The organism is Ruegeria sp. N10 (assembly GCF_056531545.1).
In genome coordinates, this window is sequence record NZ_JBQFLY010000001.1 from 412,690 (window position 1) to 429,936 (window position 17,247).

Genomic DNA, 17,247 nt, shown 5'->3' on the forward strand with positions numbered 1-17,247 from the left:
TCTGGCGCGTTGCAAGCGCGGCTGGCCAAGCCTATAGAGAATGGCATGAGCACCCAAGATCCCAAATCCCTGATCCGAATTGCCCGCGATTCCGGCGATCACACCGAAGTTGAACCGCTGGACCTTGGCGCGCGCGTGCGCGAATTGCGAAAAGCGCGGAAATGGACGCTGGAGCAGGCCGCCAGTCAGGCCGGTTTGGCCCGTTCGACCCTCAGCAAGATTGAGAACGGGCAGATGTCACCTACCTATGACGCGCTCAAAAAGCTTGCGGTTGGGTTGGAAATCTCGGTTCCTCAGCTTTTCACACCGCCACAGCGGGATCAGGTCATCGGACGGATGGCGATTACCCGGATGGGCGAAGGGGCGGCTCACGCGACAACGACCTACGAGCATGAGTTGCTGGCCGAAACCCTGACCAAGAAGCACATGCTGCCCTACCGCGCGCGGGTTCGGGCGCGGTCCATGGATGAATTCGACGGCTGGGTGCGCCACGATGGCGAAGAGTTCATGTATGTTCTGACCGGTGTTGTCCGGCTCTATACCGAGTTTTATGAGCCGGTCGAAATGCGCAGGGGTGACAGCGCCTATTACGATGGCAGCATGGGCCATAACGTAATCTCCGTCAGTGACGAAGACGCGACAATCCTTTGGGTCACATCACTTGCTTAGCGACGCGCGGCAGAATTCTCTGTTCAGACCTTCGGTGAACAAGAAATCTTCGACCTCTTCATGAGCTTCGTTCATGGTTAACTGGTGACGCTCGGCCAGATAGGCTTCGAACCCTTTACGATCTTGTGATACGCGCATCATGTCCTGGTCACGCAAATTCGGAAAACGCCGCTTTGCACGTGCGTAGGCCGCATTCCAGTCTTGTGTCAAATCCGTCCAGTTCATCATGTATGAGCTTTCCTTATGTAGCGATTAGGACTGCTCTCCCCCTCCTTAGGGTACGTAATGGGTGCCGTAAGGGAAGACATGACAAAATGTCGCAGCATGTCACTGCATTCCTTTTACAAGATTGTGCCTCTGCAATAGCTGCCGCAACAGGGCGGCGGGCTTGAAATTATTCAAAGTACTTGCGGATCAGGAGACCTGTTTGTTGCGGCACCGGAAAATCCCGGCGAGCAGATTGTAAAGGCGATCTCGATCTTTGGGCTACGTCTAAATATTTCGATTCAATGTAGCTTTTAGTGTTGGCCAAAGCAGGCCGAAGGCCCGTCTCATGGGATCATCCGGCGTCCGATATGGCCTGCATGTGGTGCTGCGATTTGTCGTCGCCAAACGTATACCTGAATGTGATGGCAATGTGCTGATTTCCGCCGACAGGCGTGGTTTTCATGGGCCAATCGGGCAGGAAGAGCAAAGGAATCGTGTATTTCAAGGCGTCCGCCAACACACCGCGGTGAACAGCCGGTGTTTTACAAAACCCGGCTGCCCTGATGTTCATGTGACTACCGGGCGTCGTACCACCACACTTCCGGCATGTATTGCGGTCCATCGCCATAGATTGGCACAGTGTCGGGGAACCTGAGCTCGCGTATGTGGGCAATCCGCCCGACATCAAAACTCCAGATCGGGATGACATAGCGACCGGCCGTCAGAACCCGGTCAAGCGCGCGGGTTGCCGCGGTGAAATCTTCAGGTGTTTCCGAGGCAAGCATGGCGTCAATCATCGCATCAACAGCGGGCGAGGCTACTCCCATCAGGTTGCGTGTGCCGGGTGTGTCCGCGTTCTCGCTTCCCCAATACAAACGCTGTTCATTGCCGGGAGACAGTGAAAGAGCACGCCGGAAAAGCGTAACATCAAAATCCAGTTCCCCGGTGCGCCCGACATACTGCGCGTTGTCGACCTGTTCCGTCGTAACCTGAATGCCAAGCCGTTCCAGAGCGCGGGAATAAATCTCGACCACCGACGACATCTCGCTGTCACCCTGCTGCAGCAAGACCGTCATTTTGAACGGGTCACCATTCGTGTTGCGCAAGACCCCGTCCTGAACGGTCCAACCCGCTTCGGTCAACAGTTTGGTGGCTTTGCGAATATTTGCGCGGTTGCGGGCTGAACCGTCGCCCTTCGGCAGTTCATACCCTTCCATCGTGCCGGGGATCAGATCCGAGGCAAAGGGTTCCAGCAGGGCTTTTACCTGCCCTTGGGCCGGCCCGGGCTGCATGGCCAGGTCCGAGCCTGAAAAGTAGGACGTGATCCTTGGCTGCGCCCCACCAGTGATCGTGTCGTTGATGAACTCGAAGTTGAAGGCCAGCGTCAGGGCCTCGCGAACGCGCCAGTCGTCGAACGGGGCTTTGCGGGTGTTCATCACAAACCCGGTCATGCCTGACGGTTTGCCATGCGGGATCTCGGTCTTGATGACATCGCCGCGCTGAACGGCGGGGAAGCTGTATTGCGTGTCCCATTTGTCGCCGTTGAACTCACGCACCGCTGATAGCTCGCCGGCTTTGAAGGCCTCGAACAGGACGCTGCCGTCGCCGTAGAACTCGATCCGCATTTCATCCAGATTCATGGTGCCGCGGCGGAACGGGATATCCTGCCCCCAATATTCCGGGTTGCGACGTAGGTTCACATAGCGCCCGGCCTCGTAGCTATCGATCACATAGGGGCCGGTGCCGATTGGGACATCGTGCAAGGCGGCGTCGGCAAATTTCTTGTCCTTCCACTGTGCCTTTTGGAGGACCGGACGCATCCCTGCGAGCAGGGCAAGTTCGCGATCCGGCACGTTGAAAGTAATCCGAACCGAACGCGGGCCGGTCTGTTCGATCCTGTCGATTTTGTCCCAAAAACCGCGATAGCGCAGATGCCCCTGAGTGCCGAGCGTCTCGTATGACCAGATCACGTCGTCAATCGTGACCGGGCTGCCGTCGGAAAACCGGGCCTCTTCCCGCAGGGTAAATTCAACCCATGACCGGTCGGGAGCCGTCTCAACTGATTCGGCTAACAGCCCGTAAAGTGTGAAAGGTTCGTCCCAGGATCGCCCCATCAGGCTTTCATGGGTCCAAAATGGCAATTGCCAGGGCGAGGTGCCTTTTTGCAAAAACGGGTTCAGGCTGTTATAGCCGCCAGTATTTCCGAAAACGACTTTGCCGCCTTTGGGCGCATCGGGGTTGGCATAGGGTAGTGACACAAAATCCGGTGGTAGGGCCGGGTCTCCATACATAGCTATGCCATGAGACGATTCTGCATGGGCGGAAGAGATCATGAAAATGCTGGCGATTCCCGCCGCAAGTGGTCGAAACGGTCGGAGAAAATCCGGGCTCATTTTGGAAACAATCCTGCTCTGGCCTTATTTTGTTGGGATTCACCGTAGTGATGATTTTTCATATTATCAAACTTTTAGCTTGGACGAAGGCGTGGAATTGCTTATAAAGGATGCACTGCTCGATAGGTTTCTTGCCTGTATGAAACCTGCCTCAATAACTTAACGCCCGCTTCGTGCGGGCGTTTTTTTTGGCTGCTTGAGAAGTGTCAGGCTGGGATTTCAGACTGGTGTGTTTCCCCGTTTTCTTTGCAGGTGCAGCATGGCATTGTGCACCAAATCATCGCATCAGGGAGAACGGTCATGAGCCTTTCCGGCAAAACAGCAATCATCACGGGATCTAATTCTGGCATCGGTCTGGGGGTCGCGCGCGAGCTGGCGAAGGCCGGAGCAGATGTTGTCCTGAATTCCTTTACGGACCGAGACGAAGATCACGCGTTGGCTGCTGAGATTGCCAAAGAGACCGGAACCAAAGCGCGTTACATCAAGGCGGACATGTCAAAAGGCGAAGAATGCCGGGCGCTGATCGAGCAGGCCGGATCTTGCGACATACTTGTGAACAACGCGGGCATTCAGTTTGTGTCCCCGATCGATCAGTTTCCGGCGGAAAAATGGGATGCGATTATTGCGATCAACATGAACTCGGTCTTTCACACGACCGCGGCCGCACTGCCGATAATGCGCAAAGCGGGATGGGGTCGTATCGTGAATATCGCCTCGGCGCATGGTTTGACGGCGTCGCCGTTCAAGGCAGCCTATGTTGCCGCCAAGCACGGGGTGGTGGGGATGACCAAGACCGTTGCCTTGGAAACGGCGCAAGAACCGATCACCTGCAACGCCATTTGCCCGGGCTATGTGCTGACGCCTCTGGTCGAGGCCCAGATCCCGAACACGATGAAAGAATACAATATGAGCCGCGAGGAGGTCGTGAAAAACGTGCTTCTTGAACGGCAACCTTCCAAGGAATTCGCCACCGTTGAGCAATTGGGTGGGACAACCATTTTCCTGTGCTCGGACGCGGCGGCGCAGATCACGGGAACCACGATTTCTGTCGATGGCGGCTGGACCGCCTTGTGATTGGCCTTGGGGGCGCTGCCCCCAAACCCCCGGAGTATTTCTGAAAAGATGAAGGGTGAGGGCGGTGATACGGATCAATCTGGCTTTGCAGGGCGGCGGTGCGCATGGGGCATTCACCTGGGGTGTGCTTGACCGGCTGCTGGATGAGGAAGACATCGAGGTTGCTGCGATCACTGGAACATCCGCCGGTGCGTTGAACGGTGCGGCGTTCAAATCGGGGATGGTTCATTCAGGACGTGAGGGTGCGCGCGCGCAACTGGATGGGCTTTGGAGGCGTATGGGCGCGATTGGTGACATGCGTATCGCCAATTGGTTTCGCGGGTTGGAACCGGCCGCAATCGCGCAGGCGATGGAATATTCGGTGCCGTTTTCCTTCGGTGATGCCTGGTCGCGGATGGTGTCGCCTTATGCTTATGGTCCATTCTACAGCAATCCGCTGGAGCCGGTGGTGGACAGGTTCAATTTTGCGGAAGTTTGCGCCGATGCGGGACCCCGCCTGTTTGTGTGCGCCACCTGCGTGAGAAGCGGCAAGATCCGCGTGTTTACCGGCGAGGAGGTCTCGACAGATGCCATTCTGGCTTCAGCTTGCCTGCCGACCCTGTTCAAGGCAGTCGAGATATTTGATCCAAATACTAACCGGGTCGAAGCCTACTGGGATGGCGGTTATACTGGTAATCCGGCGCTCTATCCGCTGTTCAACAATGACCTGCCGGATGACGTAGTGATCGTGAATATCAACCCGTTGGAGCGCGACGCGGTACCGGTCACACCGCAGCAGATCCAGAACCGGATCAACGAGATCAGCTTCAACTCATCCCTGTTTCGCGAATTGCGGGCAATCAGCTTTGTTCAGCGGCTTCTGAAAGAGGGCAAGCTGAAGGCCGGGGACATGAGCCGCGTTCTGGTGCATATGATTGCGGATAACGAGTTGATGAGCAGCCTGTCTGTTGCCACCAAAACCGTGCCCAACCCGGTTATTTTGCACAAGCTGAAACAGGCGGGGCGGGCGGCAGCGGATCGTTTTCTGGCCAAGCACAAGAGTGATCTGGGCCAGACCAGTACAGTCGATCTGCCGACCATGTTCGGTTAATCACTCGGGTGGTTGCGTAGGGTCTTTTTCGTTAGGATAAACGAGCCCGGCCGAGATCACCAGTTTCGCGGCATCCTCAATTGTCATGTCCAGCAAAATTACATCTTCCGCCGGGAAAAACAGCAAAAAGCCCGAAGTCGGGTTGGGGGTGGTCGGAACAAAGACGCTGAGCAGCTCTCCTCCGGTCTCTGCGCGTATGCTGATTTCGCCCCTGGCGGTTGTCGAGACGAACCCAATGGCCCAGATCCCGCGGCGGGGGTACTGGATCAGGCATGCCTTTTCAAAGGAGCGTTCGGTTTGGGCAAATACTGTTTCCGAGATCTGTTTGATCCCCGAATAGATCGAGCGGACGACCGGCATCCGATCTACCACGCTTTCGGCGAACAGGATCAGGGACCGGCCCAGAATGCCTTTGGCGATCCACCCTACAATCACGGTAAAGATCAGGAAGATCACGACGCCCACACCGCGCAGGTTGATACCAACGTATTGTTCCGGTTGGAACTGATGAGGCACCAGTGGCAAAACGGCACTGTCGATCCAGCCGACTACCGACCAAATCAGCCAAACCGTCAGCCAGACCGGTGCAATGACAACGAGGCCGGTCAGGAAAGATGCGCGCAGCCGTGCCAGCATGCCAGGGCGGCGATGATGCGGTTCTTCGTCGAACGGTGTATTCATCTTGGTTCCGAGTGGTTATCGGGATTTAGGTAGTCAATCGGTATCCATGGCACAATAGGCTTGCGTTATCCCTGTTCTGCCAGTGCCCGTGCAATCGCCGCCGCAAGGCGCGCATTGTTGCGCACGAGGGCAATGTTGGCGGTCAGCGAACGTCCTTCGGTCTTTTCAAAGATACGTTGCAGCAGATAGGGCGTCACATCTTTTCCGGTGATCCGATGCGCATCTGCATCAGCCTGTGCCTCGGCGATGATGGGGGCCAGTATTTCGGCAGGGATCTGATCCGCGATCGGGATCGGGTTCGCCACAAGCTGCCCGCCGGGCAGGCCCAACGCGCGACGCGTTGCATGGGCCTTGGCGATAGCCTCAGGAGTGTCCATGCGCAGGGGGGCAGCATAGGGTGATTTCGCAGACCAGAAGGCAGGAAACGCATCCTGGCCATGGGCGATGACGGGCACCCCTAATGTTTCCAGAACTTCAAGAGTTTTGGCCAGATCAAGGATGGCCTTGGCCCCGGCAGCGACGACAGTGACTGGAGTATGGCCAAGTTCGTGCAGATCAGCCGAGATGTCGAACGTGGTTTCGGCGCCCTGATGCACGCCGCCGATGCCGCCGGTGGCAAATACCTCGATCCCGGCATAATGCGCGGCGATCATGGTGGCGGCGACGGTTGTGGCTCCGGTACCACCGGTCGAAATGCAGGCCGCCATATCCGCGCGCGAGATTTTGGCAACGCCTTGCGCCTGACCCAGCCATTGCAACTGGTCAGGCTCGAGCCCCACGTGCAATTTGCCTTCAATCACCGCCATGGTCGCCGGAACCGCCCCCGCATCACGGATGTCCTGTTCGACCTGCGCCGCAACTTCGACGTTTTGCGGGTAGGGCATGCCATGGGTGATGATGGTGCTTTCCAGCGCAACGATGGGATGACCCGCGTCCTTGGCAGCGCGGACCTCGGCTGAATATTGAATGTCGATCACAGTGGGGTTTCTCCGGAAACGTAGGTTGCTGCGGCATGCAGAGCGCGGGTCAGAGCCTCATCACTCGATGCGCCGCCGGATTCTGAGGCGATATGAGCCGCCATGAAGGTATCCCCGGCGCCGGTCACACGGGTGACCAGAACGGAGGGGGGTGTTTGGGTCAGAATTTCGTCCGAACTGCCGACCGTGGCCGAGCTGCCGCCATCGGTGACCAGCACGCGCAGTGCGCCACGATCCAGAAGGCCCTTTGCGGCAGATTCAGAATCAGTGAATTCACGCTGGCACAATATTCCTGCCTCTTCGAGGTTCACATAAAGCGTGGCGCGGGCATGTTTCAGGAAGGGCAACAGGCGCTCGGCCTTGCCGGGCGAGGCCGGGGCAACACGCAGATCGGCACGGGCAAATGCAGGGCTTTGGGCGATTTCTTCCAGCAGGTTCAGGGTCAGGTTGCCGTCAAGCGCAATGGGCCCCTCAAAGGGCGTGTTTTCATAGCCAAGCGGGCCGTGCATCAGCGGACGCAGTATCTTAGCGCCAGCGGCTTCCAGCGAATGTGCGTCGGCAATGGCCGCGATCAACCCGTTGGCACCTTCGACGGCCATATATCGGTCGGTCGGCAAGTCCTGCGAGCGATAGATGTGATCCGTGATCATACCTAGGCGGGAACAGGCATGAATCAACTCGTCGCCCTCGGGGTCGCGGCCAATGGCGGTCAGCAGGGTTGGCGTCATACCAAAACGCACCAGCGTCATGGCTATGTTCATCGCAACACCACCCGGCAGGCGGGTAATCCGACCAGGCACGTCCGAGCCTTGCCGCATGGCACTGGCCGATCGTCCGATCACGTCCCACAGGACCGAACCGATACACAGGATATTACTGTTCTGAGTCATAAAGGACGTCATGCCGCAGCGGTGATGCCCATGCAAGTCAGAACGTTACCGCAATCAGAGATTTACGGTGCACAGGTCCGATATGCCCTTTGGGCTTGCGATCTGCGGCCTTCGCGGGAACAATCGATAGCAATGATTGGTGATTTGATTTTCCTGTTGGAGCTTTTCGTATGAATGGCCCTGTTTTCCGCGCCATCTTTCGAACCCTCAAAACCTGTGCCCTGAGTTTTTTTGTTCTTGTAGCTATGCATCCCGGATCCGGCAGAGCGCAATCCGCCCCGCCGACCGTCGTTGATTTCTGGGTCAAGTCCGACACTTTGTTTATAGAGTTGAAATGGAATGCCGAGGCCATATTAACCGGGAACAATCCCGCGCAGCCCGCTGCGTTTTCCGACGATCCAAACTACAAATCCTTGCGGCGACTGGTTTCCTCTGAGCTGGAACCCCAGATCAGAGAGTTCGTTCAGCTCTGGAAACATAATCTTATCGTGGAGGCACCAGAGCGATTGAGTTTGTCTTATGAAGGTGTGCGTATTCCTGTTGTGGGAGAAACGGAGAAAGTGCGGGTTTCCAAACTGTTGCTGACTGCTCCTTTGCCCGATCAGGCGTCAAACCTGCGTCTGATCTGGCCGTCAGAAAGCGGACCCATCGTTCTGCGACAGCAAAATGTCGCGGCCCCATACACCGGGTATTTGGCTGCCGGTGAAGCCAGCCCGCTGATCCCCTTGCAAGGCGGGGCGTCTCTGACAACGCAACAAACATTGCAGACATATTTCACAAAAGGGGTCGATCAGTTTCTCCGAAACCCAATTAAGCCATCCATTCTTGTTTTGGCGCTAGTGTTTCTGTCTTTGAAATTGCGCCCAGTGGTATCTCAACTGGTGTTCCTGTCAGCGGGCGCTCTGATCGGGCTTGGGCTGGGTTTGCATGGCGTATTGGATGCAGGAAAAGTGAGCGAGGCCCCGGTTCTGGTGGCTTCGACCATCGTTCTGGCGCTGTGGAACCTGGTTGCCCGGCGATTGCAGGTCTGGCGTTTGTTGGCGGTTCTCGCCATTGGCGGTCTTCAAGGTCTGGTATTTGCCTCGGCCCTGATCGGGATCGGAGTGCCGCCAGATCATCTGCCCCCGGCCATCTTGGGCTTTGGCGCCGGGAATATTCTGCCGCTTTTTGCCGTGGCCCTTGCTGGGCTTGCTCTGTCGCTTTTGTTTTCTGGCGGCTCGCACCGAACCCGAGGCCGGATATCGGTTCTGGCCTCGATGCTGATTGCAGGTGCCGGTGTCTTTTGGATTGTCGAGCCTTGGGTGCTGGGTTAAAGCAACGCCGCCAGCAGCGTTTTCAGCGCCGCCAGCGGATCGTCACTGCCCCAGATCTCATCGCCAATGCCAAAGAAATCAGTGCAGGGGGCCAGGTCGCGGATCAGTTCGGGTGTCAGCCCACCTTCGGCCACAACCGGAACCTCAATCATCTCGGACCACCATTGGAACAGGTCCTTTTCGGCGCGGGTTCCGTCCCTCAGTTTGGCCGAGCCGACAGGACCGAAGGCCACATAATCCGCTCCGTTTTCGCCAGCAGTCATACCATCATGGCTCGACGCGCCGCAAAAGCTTCCGACGATTGCATCAGCGCCCAGTTCCTTGCGCGCGGTGCGGACCGAGCGTGCAGCATCATCCAAATGCACCCCGTCCAGCCCCAGACGCTGCGCCAGCAATACATGGTTCGAGATTACGATGGCCACGTCGCGCGCGTGGGCGATTTCACGGCAAGCGTCGGCCGCGCGAGCGATGGTATCTTCGTCACTTCCGGCCAACGCGAGGCGGATACAGGCAATCTCGACCCCGTCCAGCACAGTCGCCAGCTTGTTCGTGAACGTGCTCAACTCGATAGTCGGAGGCGTGATCAGGTAAATCTGCGGCTGCTCGGGGGTGTCCATGGGCGCGTCCTTCGGCTTTCAGTCTTTGGCGCGGTTTAGCGGATTGCGGCTGGGAAGCAAACTTTTATGGTCAAGAGCCTGCAAATAACGCCCCTGCGCCTTGCCCTGCAAGAGCCTGCCAATTACAGCAGGCCAAGTTTTCTTAAGGTGAGCCATGCCCAGCGACAAACCCCAGCCTTCCTTCGTTCTTGTGCGCCCACAGATGGGTGAAAACATCGGCGCTGCTGCGCGGGCGATGTGGAACTTTGGGCTGGACCGGATGCGTATTGTAGCCCCCCGTGACGGCTGGCCGAATCCCAAAGCGGTGGCAATGTCCAGCGGTGCAGGGCGCTTGCTGGATGAGGCGCAGTTGTTTGATGATCTGGCCGGATCGCTGGCCGACAGCACGTTTGTCTTCGCCACAACAGCTCGTCAGCGGGGCTTGACCAAACCTGTCTACAGCCCCGAACACGCAATGAGGATTGCCGCCGAAAAGATCGCTGCGGGCGAGAAGGTTACAGTTCTGTTCGGCCCTGAACGCGCGGGGCTAGAGAATGAAGACATCGCCAAGGCCAACGCGATCATCTCGGTGCCGGTGAACCCGGAATATGCCTCGCTGAACCTTGGTCAATGCGTATTGCTGACCGCCTATGAGTGGATGCGCCAGACCGGGGATGTAGTGCATGAGTCGACCGACCTGGGCAAAGGCGACTGGGCCACGGGGATCGAAGTCGAAAAACTTGTCGAGCACTACGAGGACAGGCTGGAGGAGGCGGGGTTCTTCTACCCTCCCGAAAAGGCCGAAGGGATGAAGGTTAACCTGCGCAACCTGTGGTCGCGGATGCGGATGACACGGGCCGATGTGCAGATGTTGCACGGGATCATGCGGCAGATGGTCCGCTGGAAGGATAAAGGCTGAGGCTGGACCTATCTTCACCCAAGCCCTAGCTTGTGGCGAAATCAGGACATGAGGACAGCATGAGCGGTAAGCGCAGCATCTTCGAAGAGGTCACGGACACCGAAAAACAACAGGCGGTTCAACCCGGTATGATCGACCGGGGGCGCGGCGGCGCGCGCAACGCGATCCGCATCTGGCTGATGATCCTGTTTGCTCTGGTCGTTGTGATGATCGCGGTTGGCGGCCTGACGCGCCTGACTGACAGCGGCCTCTCGATCACCGAATGGCGCCCGATCACCGGAGCTTTGCCGCCGATGACCGAGGCGGACTGGCAGGCAGAGTTCGACAAGTACAAGCAGATTGACCAATGGCGCATCCAGAACCAGTGGATGGAGTTGGGTGACTTCAAATCCATCTATTGGTGGGAATGGGGCCATCGTCAGTTGGGTCGCATGATCGGTCTGGTCTGGGCCGTTGGATTTCTAATCTTCCTAACAGCCCACAAGATCCCGACAGGGTGGACCGGAAAGCTGATCGTTCCGGGTCTTCTTGGCGGTCTGCAGGGCGCTGTTGGTTGGTGGATGGTGGCTTCGGGCGTCACCCAGGGTGAAGGCATGACAGCCGTCGCAAGTTACCGTCTGGCAACACACTTGGGGCTGGCCTTTGTGATCCTGGGAGCCCTAGCCTGGTACATCTTTGAACTCGGCCGGGAAGAACGTGATCTGATGCAGGCGCGCCGGGCCAAAGAGGTCAGGCTGTTTTCATTGTCCACAGGGCTGATGCACTTCGCCTTTTTACAAATACTCATTGGCGCACTTGTCGCCGGGATCGACGCCGGGCGGTCTTACACAGACTGGCCGCTGATGGGGGGGCAGTTGCTTCCACCGGATGCGACTATGTTGGAACCGATGTGGCGAAACTTCTTTGAAAGCCCCGGTCTGGTGCAGTTCATCCATCGCTGTGCGGGGTATCTGCTGTTCATCTTTGCCGTCGTCGTCTGGCGGCGTGGCGGCAGCAGCGCGCATCCACAGACGCGTTTTGCCTTCAACGCTGCTTTCGCCGCGCTTTCGCTACAGGTCGTCGTCGGCATCGTGACCGTGGTTTACGGCGCGCCATGGCAGATCGCTATCTTCCACCAGTTTATGGCCGTTATCGTCTGGACGCTGATCCTGCGCGCGCGGTTCCTCACAGCTTATCCAATCGCAACATCTGTGCGCGGAGTTTAAAACTATGACCGCTTTCAATGAACTGATGACCTTTCAGCGGGAAACTTCGGCTTTGGGCCAGATCGCCGGTCGGCTTGGCTGGGATCAGGAAACCGTCATGCCGCGCGGCGCAGCGCCTCAGCGCGCCGAAGAAATGGCAGCTATCGAATCTGTCCTGCACGCGCGCCGTTCCGATCCTCGTGTTGCCGAATGGCTGGATCAGGCCGCACCTCAGGATGAGGTCGGCAAAGCGCAGATGCGTGAAATCCGGCGCGCATATGATCGCGCGGTGAAGGTGCCTGCTGATCTGGCAACGGCGATTGCCCGTGTGACGTCCGCTGCACAGGGAAAGTGGGCGCAGGCGCGCGCAGACGAAGATGTCTCGGCCTTTCTTCCGGTTCTGGAAGAGGTCGTGTCGCTGAAACGACAGGAAGGCGAGGCGCTGGCGCAAGGGGGCGACGTATACGACGCCATGGTCGGAGATTACGAACCTTACACGACCAGCGCCCAGATCGCGGATATCTTCGACCAGATGCGCCCACGACTGGTAGCCCTGCGTGCCGCCGTGCTGGAGCGGCCCGAGCCCGCTGCCCTGAACCGCAGTTTTGATGAGCAGACCCAGATGCGTCTGACACAAAAACTGGCGGTCGCCTTTGGCTATGACCTGAACAATGGCCGCGTGGACAAGGCGGTTCACCCATTCAGTTCCGGCAGCGGTCTTGACGTCCGCATCACCACGCGAACCAGCGAAACAGACCCGTTCAACTGTTTCTATTCCACCATTCACGAGGTGGGCCACGCCGCCTATGAACAGGGGATCGACGAGAAATACCTCCTGACACCGCTCGGGTCTGGCGTGTCGATGGGCGTGCATGAAAGCCAAAGCCGGATCTACGAAAACCAGTTGGGTCGGTCGCGGGCCTTTACCGGATGGTTGTTCGAACAAATGAAAGAGGCGTTCGGCGATTTCGGCATTGCCGATCCGGACGCGTTTTATGCGACGGTCAACCGCGTCCATAACGGCTATATCCGCACCGAGGCGGATGAGGTCCAATACAATCTGCACATCATGCTGCGGTTTGATCTGGAACGCGCGCTGATGGCCGGAGACTTGCAGGTCGGCGATCTGGAGGCCGCCTGGAATGATCGGTTCAAGGCAGATTTCGGTTATGCGGTCGACAAGCCCTCGAACGGTTGTTTGCAGGATGTGCACTGGTCGGTTGGGCTGTTCGGTTACTTCCCGACCTACTCGCTGGGCAATGTCTATGCTGGGTGCCTCTATCAGGCCTTGCGCGTCTCTGAACCCGATCTTGACGCGCAACTGGCCCGAGGCGACACGTCCGGCGCGACCGGTTGGTTGCGTGAGCATGTGCAGCAGCATGGCGGCCTTTATGCGCCGCGCGAGGTGATTGCCCGTGCCAGCGGTGTTGAACCCGGACCGGACCCATTGCTAAGCTATCTTGAGGCCAAGTTCGGCGCGCTCTACGATTTGTGAGTTTCCGAATTGCAGCTCAGGCGTTAGAATCGGTGCACCGATACCATCGCCTGGGAGGCAACGATGACCGGAAAAGCCCGCAAGAAAGCCAGTGATTTTGATCCGCGTATCCTCGAAATATTCGACGGATATGTGCACGGCACGATGTCCAAGCGAGAGTTCATCTCAAAAGCCGGTAAATACACTGCCGCCGGAATGACAGGCGCAATGATTCTGGACCAGTTGCAACCTAATTACGCCTGGGCGCAACAGGTGGCCCCGGACGATCCCGCGATCCAATCCATGGTGGTCGCATATGACAGCCCGGATGGGCATAGCGAAACCAGCGGTCTGATGGCGATGCCGGCAAATGCCGAAGGTAAACTGCCTGCGGTACTGGTCGTGCACGAGAACCGGGGTCTAAACCCTTATATCGAGGACGTTGTGCGCCGCGCGGCCAAGGCCGGTTTCCTGGCTTTTGGACCTGATGGGTTGTCCCCCCTTGGCGGCTATCCCGGTACTGATGAAGAAGGGCGCGAGATGCAGCGCTCGATGGACCGGGAAAAACTGATGGCGGATTTTTTCGCGGCTTTTGAGTTCTTACGTGATCACGAACTTTCGACAGGAAAGGTTGGTGCTGTCGGCTTCTGCTATGGCGGAGGTGTTTGCAACGCGTTAGCCGTGGCCTATCCGGACCTTGCGGCCTCGGTGCCATTCTACGGTCGGCAACCACCAGCCGAAGATGTTCCGTCCATCGAAGCACCTCTTATGATTCACTATGCCGGTCTGGACGAGCGTATCAACGCTGGATGGCCTGCATATTCAGAGGCGTTGAAAGCCAATCAAAAGAAATTCAGCGTGCACTTCTATCCGGACGTCAATCACGGTTTTCACAACGATACGACGCCTAGGTATGACGAAGCCGCGGCAAATCTGGCATGGAGCCGGACCATCGCTTTTTTCAATGCCTACCTGACATGAAGTGAACTCCGGGAACCGTCGAACCGGTGCCCGGGGTTACTGTCATTCTTCCTCGTCGGCTTGGTCGGCGATCCAGGCGACGCTGACGACTTCTTCGCCCTTGCCGGTATTGAACACTTTCACGCCACCTGCGGAACGTGAGCGGAAAGAGATGCCATCGACCGGCACCCGGATAGATTGGCCTTTCGATGTGGCCAGCATGATCTGATCGTCGATCTCGACCGGGAAGGATGCAACCAAATCCCCACCGCGCATCGCCTTGTCCATCGCGGCTACGCCCATGCCGCCACGTCCGCGCACGGGGTAGTCGTGGCTTGAACTCAACTTGCCAGCACCACCGGCGGTGATGGTCAGGATCAGGTTTTCAGCCGCCGACATCTCGGCATATTTTTCCTGGCTGAAGTCGCTGCTTGCTGCGGCTTCCTCGTCGTCACCAGCGTCTTCTTCGGTAAGCCCTGCAACTGCACGCCGCATCTTGAGATAGACCACACGATCTTCGGGGGTCGCCTCGAAATGACGGATCACGGACATCGACACGACACGGTCACCGTTGGTCAGCCTAATCCCCCGGACACCTGTGGATTCGCGTGAGTTAAAGACTCGCACGTCGGTGGTCCGGAAACGGATCGCGCGGCCGGAATTGGTGACCAGCATCACGTCTTCGTCTTCTGAACAGATGCGTGCATTCACCAGTTCGACGCCGTCGGGCAGTTTCATCGCAATCTTGCCGTTGCGCCGGACATTGGTGAAGTCTGACAAGCGGTTACGACGCACGTCACCTGCGCTGGTGGCAAAGACGATCTGGAGGTTTTCCCATTCCTCGTCCGGTACATCCACGGGCATGATTGCGGCGATGGAAACACCGGTTGGGATCGGAAGAATGTTGACGATGGCCTTACCTTTGCCGGTACGCCCGGATTGGGGCAAGCGCCAGGTCTTGAGCTTGTAGACCATCCCGTCTGTTGTGAAGAACAGCAGCTGAGTGTGGGTGTTTGCAACGAAAAGGTTGGTAACAACATCCTCTTCCTTGGTCTGCATCCCCGAAAGGCCCTTGCCACCGCGTTTCTGGGCGCGGAAATCTGCCAGCGGCGTACGTTTGATATAGCCGCCCGAAGTGATGGTCACGACCATGTCTTCGCGCTCGATCAGGTCTTCGTCTTCCATGTCACCAGACCAGTCGACGATCTCAGTGCGGCGGTCGACCGCGAACTGTTCACGCACGCTGCGCAGCTCATCAGCGATGATGCTCATGATCCGTTCGCGTGAGGACAGAATATCAAGGTATTCCTTGATCTTGGCTGCCAGTTCTTCCAGTTCGTCCGTGACTTCTTTGACGCCCAGTTGTGTCAAGCGCTGCAAGCGCAACTCCAGAATGGCGCGGGCCTGCACCTCGGTCAGGTTATAGGTGCCATCGTCATTCATCTTGGACAGAGGATCGTCGATCAGGCGCAGATAGCTTTCGATTTCGGAGGCAGGCCAGCGGCGGGTCATCAGCTTTTCACGCGCTTGCGCCGCGTCCGCAGACGACCGGATCGTTGCGACCACTTCATCGACGTTGGACACCGCCACAGCCAGACCACACAGGATGTGGCTGCGTTCGCGCGCCTTGCGCAGGTCGTAGGCGGTGCGGCGGGCAACGACATCTTCACGGAAGTCGATGAACGAGGTCAGGAACCGGCGCAGGGTCAACTGCTCGGGGCGGCCACCATTCAGCGCCAGCATATTGCAGCCAAAGGAGGTCTGCATCGGCGAAAAGCGATAGAGCTGGTTTAGCACCACCTCGGGCGTCGCGTCACGTTTGAGCTCGACCACGACGCGCACACCGTTGCGGTCGGATTCGTCTTGTACATGGGCCACGCCTTCGATCCGCTTCTCGCGAACTGCCTCGGCGATCTTTTCAATCATCGCGGCCTTGTTCACCTGATAGGGAATCTCGTCGACAACGATGGCATAGCGGTCCTTGCGGATTTCTTCTACTCGGGTCTTGGCGCGGATGATGACGCTGCCACGGCCCTCCAGATAGGCCTTGCGCGCACCGGAACGCCCCAGCATTAGGCCACCGGTCGGAAAGTCGGGACCGGGGATGTATTCGATCAGCTGTTCTGATGTAAGGTCGGGATCGTCGATCAGCGCCAGAGTCGCATCGACCACTTCGCCGAGGTTGTGCGGCGGAATGTTCGTCGCCATCCCCACGGCGATACCACCGGCGCCATTGACCAGCATGTTCGGGAAACGGGCCGGCAGAACCGTCGGTTCCCGGTCCTTGCCGTCATAGTTATCCTGAAAATCGACCGTTTCTTTTTCGATATCAGCCAACAGGGAAGCGGCGGGCTTGTCCATCCGCACTTCGGTGTAGCGCATAGCCGCCGGGTTATCGCCGTCCATCGAGCCAAAGTTGCCCTGACCGTCCAGCAGCGGCAGCGACATCGAGAAATCCTGCGCCATCCGCACCAGTGCGTCATAGATCGCGCTGTCACCATGCGGGTGGTACTTACCCATCACGTCGCCCACCGGACGGGCCGATTTCCGGTACGACTTGTCGTGCGTGTTCCCCGTTTCGTGCATCGCATACAGAATGCGGCGGTGCACCGGTTTCAGCCCGTCGCGCAAATCAGGGATCGCGCGGCTAACGATGACCGACATGGCATAGTCCAGATAGGATGTGCGCATTTCGGATTCGATGGAAACCGTCGGGCCGTCGTAGACTGGGCGCTCGGGCGGGGTTTCATCCATGTTTTCAGGAATTTCTGGCGTATCGCTCACGTAAACTGCCCGTGTCTTGTTCTGGGTCTATATCTT

16 protein-coding genes are annotated in these 17,247 nt (G+C 57.9%); 9 read left to right on the plus strand and 7 right to left on the minus strand.

From position 1 onward, the window contains the following. The first annotated feature begins 45 nt into the window (after nt 1–45). On the plus strand, nt 46–669 hold the full coding sequence (locus tag ACR0JI_RS02080; RefSeq protein WP_209503779.1) for a helix-turn-helix domain-containing protein: 624 nt from the start codon (nt 46–48) through the stop codon (nt 667–669). Here ACR0JI_RS02080 and ACR0JI_RS02085 read toward each other — a convergent pair. Both ACR0JI_RS02085 and ACR0JI_RS02090 read right to left on the minus strand, forming a co-directional pair. Continuing rightward, nucleotides 658–897: a hypothetical protein gene (locus ACR0JI_RS02085; RefSeq protein WP_480473034.1), complete on the minus strand. Its 240-nt coding sequence runs from the start codon at nt 895–897 to the stop codon at nt 658–660. The genes ACR0JI_RS02080 and ACR0JI_RS02085 overlap by 12 nt on opposite strands. A 554-nt stretch (nt 898–1,451) precedes the next feature. Next, the gene (locus ACR0JI_RS02090) at nt 1,452–3,269 is read right to left on the minus strand and encodes an extracellular solute-binding protein (protein ID WP_480493070.1); all 1,818 of its coding nucleotides are present in this window, start codon (nt 3,267–3,269) and stop codon (nt 1,452–1,454) included. On the opposite strand from ACR0JI_RS02090, the gene ACR0JI_RS02095 reads away from it, so the two are divergent. From ACR0JI_RS02095 to ACR0JI_RS02105, 3 genes are all read left to right on the plus strand, one after another. Further along, nucleotides 3,208–3,432: a hypothetical protein gene (locus tag ACR0JI_RS02095; protein ID WP_480493162.1), complete on the plus strand. Its 225-nt coding sequence runs from the start codon at nt 3,208–3,210 to the stop codon at nt 3,430–3,432. The two genes, ACR0JI_RS02090 and ACR0JI_RS02095, sit on opposite strands and share 62 nt — an antisense overlap. 137 nt (nt 3,433–3,569) lie before the next feature. Then, nucleotides 3,570–4,343 carry a 3-hydroxybutyrate dehydrogenase gene (locus tag ACR0JI_RS02100; RefSeq protein ID WP_480493071.1) on the plus strand — a complete coding sequence of 258 codons (774 nt, stop codon included), beginning with the start codon at nt 3,570–3,572 and terminating at the stop codon, nt 4,341–4,343. A 64-nt stretch (nt 4,344–4,407) separates the two neighbouring features. Further along, complete coding sequence (locus ACR0JI_RS02105; RefSeq protein ID WP_480493072.1) at nt 4,408–5,433, plus strand: patatin-like phospholipase family protein; 1,026 nt, start codon at nt 4,408–4,410, stop codon at nt 5,431–5,433. On the opposite strand, the gene ACR0JI_RS02110 is transcribed toward ACR0JI_RS02105, so the two are convergent. From ACR0JI_RS02110 to ACR0JI_RS02120, 3 genes are all read right to left on the minus strand, one after another. After that, nucleotides 5,434–6,114 carry a DUF502 domain-containing protein gene (locus tag ACR0JI_RS02110; RefSeq protein WP_480493073.1) on the minus strand — a complete coding sequence of 227 codons (681 nt, stop codon included), beginning with the start codon at nt 6,112–6,114 and terminating at the stop codon, nt 5,434–5,436. It abuts the gene before it with no gap. Between the two features lie 65 nt (nt 6,115–6,179). After that, nucleotides 6,180–7,091: a pseudouridine-5'-phosphate glycosidase gene (locus ACR0JI_RS02115; protein WP_480493074.1), complete on the minus strand. Its 912-nt coding sequence runs from the start codon at nt 7,089–7,091 to the stop codon at nt 6,180–6,182. Beyond that, entirely contained in the window at nt 7,088–7,981 is an 894-nt protein-coding gene (locus ACR0JI_RS02120; RefSeq protein ID WP_480480723.1) for a PfkB family carbohydrate kinase, read from the minus strand. The genes ACR0JI_RS02115 and ACR0JI_RS02120 overlap by 4 nt, the downstream gene beginning before the upstream one ends. Nucleotides 7,982–8,151: 170 nt before the next feature. Between ACR0JI_RS02120 and ACR0JI_RS02125 the strand changes: the two genes are divergently transcribed. Continuing rightward, the gene (locus tag ACR0JI_RS02125) at nt 8,152–9,294 is read left to right on the plus strand and encodes a hypothetical protein (protein ID WP_480493075.1); all 1,143 of its coding nucleotides are present in this window, start codon (nt 8,152–8,154) and stop codon (nt 9,292–9,294) included. On the opposite strand, the gene ACR0JI_RS02130 is transcribed toward ACR0JI_RS02125, so the two are convergent. Then, complete coding sequence (locus ACR0JI_RS02130) at nt 9,291–9,911, minus strand: thiamine phosphate synthase (RefSeq protein WP_480493076.1); 621 nt, start codon at nt 9,909–9,911, stop codon at nt 9,291–9,293. The two genes, ACR0JI_RS02125 and ACR0JI_RS02130, sit on opposite strands and share 4 nt — an antisense overlap. Nucleotides 9,912–10,065: 154 nt before the next feature. On the opposite strand from ACR0JI_RS02130, the gene ACR0JI_RS02135 reads away from it, so the two are divergent. The 4 genes from ACR0JI_RS02135 to yghX all read left to right on the plus strand — a co-directional run bounded on the left by ACR0JI_RS02135 (nt 10,066) and on the right by yghX (nt 14,448). Continuing rightward, nucleotides 10,066–10,809 (plus strand): RNA methyltransferase, encoded by a 744-nt coding sequence (locus ACR0JI_RS02135; protein ID WP_480473016.1) that lies wholly within the window; start codon nt 10,066–10,068, stop codon nt 10,807–10,809. Nucleotides 10,810–10,868: 59 nt separating this feature from the next. Further along, entirely contained in the window at nt 10,869–12,014 is a 1,146-nt protein-coding gene (gene ctaA, locus ACR0JI_RS02140) for a heme A synthase (protein WP_480473014.1), read from the plus strand. Between the two features lie 4 nt (nt 12,015–12,018). Then, the gene (locus tag ACR0JI_RS02145; protein WP_480473012.1) at nt 12,019–13,488 is read left to right on the plus strand and encodes a carboxypeptidase M32; all 1,470 of its coding nucleotides are present in this window, start codon (nt 12,019–12,021) and stop codon (nt 13,486–13,488) included. Nucleotides 13,489–13,551: 63 nt separating this feature from the next. Beyond that, a complete protein-coding gene (gene yghX, locus ACR0JI_RS02150) occupies nt 13,552–14,448 on the plus strand; it encodes a YghX family hydrolase (RefSeq protein ID WP_480493077.1) in 897 nt (298 codons plus the stop codon). Nucleotides 14,449–14,490: 42 nt separating this feature from the next. Here yghX and gyrA read toward each other — a convergent pair whose 3' ends face one another. Further along, a complete protein-coding gene (gyrA, locus tag ACR0JI_RS02155; RefSeq protein ID WP_480493078.1) occupies nt 14,491–17,211 on the minus strand; it encodes a DNA gyrase subunit A in 2,721 nt (906 codons plus the stop codon). Between the last annotated feature and the right edge of the window lie 36 nt (nt 17,212–17,247).

Bases quoted from the DNA above. Each gene is read 5' to 3' on its own strand.
- ACR0JI_RS02120 (WP_480480723.1), bottom strand. From the start codon at position 7,981: ATGACTCAGAACAGTAATATCCTGTGTATCGGTTCGGTCCTGTGGGAC.
- ACR0JI_RS02085 (WP_480473034.1), bottom strand. From the start codon at position 897: ATGATGAACTGGACGGATTTGACACAAGACTGGAATGCGGCCTACGCA.
- ctaA (WP_480473014.1), top strand. From the start codon at position 10,869: ATGAGCGGTAAGCGCAGCATCTTCGAAGAGGTCACGGACACCGAAAAA.
- ACR0JI_RS02125 (WP_480493075.1), top strand. From the start codon at position 8,152: ATGAATGGCCCTGTTTTCCGCGCCATCTTTCGAACCCTCAAAACCTGT.
- ACR0JI_RS02145 (WP_480473012.1), top strand. From the start codon at position 12,019: ATGACCGCTTTCAATGAACTGATGACCTTTCAGCGGGAAACTTCGGCT.
- ACR0JI_RS02135 (WP_480473016.1), top strand. From the start codon at position 10,066: ATGCCCAGCGACAAACCCCAGCCTTCCTTCGTTCTTGTGCGCCCACAG.
- ACR0JI_RS02110 (WP_480493073.1), bottom strand. From the start codon at position 6,114: ATGAATACACCGTTCGACGAAGAACCGCATCATCGCCGCCCTGGCATG.
- ACR0JI_RS02130 (WP_480493076.1), bottom strand. From the start codon at position 9,911: ATGGACACCCCCGAGCAGCCGCAGATTTACCTGATCACGCCTCCGACT.
- ACR0JI_RS02090 (WP_480493070.1), bottom strand. From the start codon at position 3,269: ATGAGCCCGGATTTTCTCCGACCGTTTCGACCACTTGCGGCGGGAATC.
- yghX (WP_480493077.1), top strand. From the start codon at position 13,552: ATGACCGGAAAAGCCCGCAAGAAAGCCAGTGATTTTGATCCGCGTATC.
- ACR0JI_RS02095 (WP_480493162.1), top strand. From the start codon at position 3,208: ATGAAAATGCTGGCGATTCCCGCCGCAAGTGGTCGAAACGGTCGGAGA.
- ACR0JI_RS02100 (WP_480493071.1), top strand. From the start codon at position 3,570: ATGAGCCTTTCCGGCAAAACAGCAATCATCACGGGATCTAATTCTGGC.
- ACR0JI_RS02080 (WP_209503779.1), top strand. From the start codon at position 46: ATGAGCACCCAAGATCCCAAATCCCTGATCCGAATTGCCCGCGATTCC.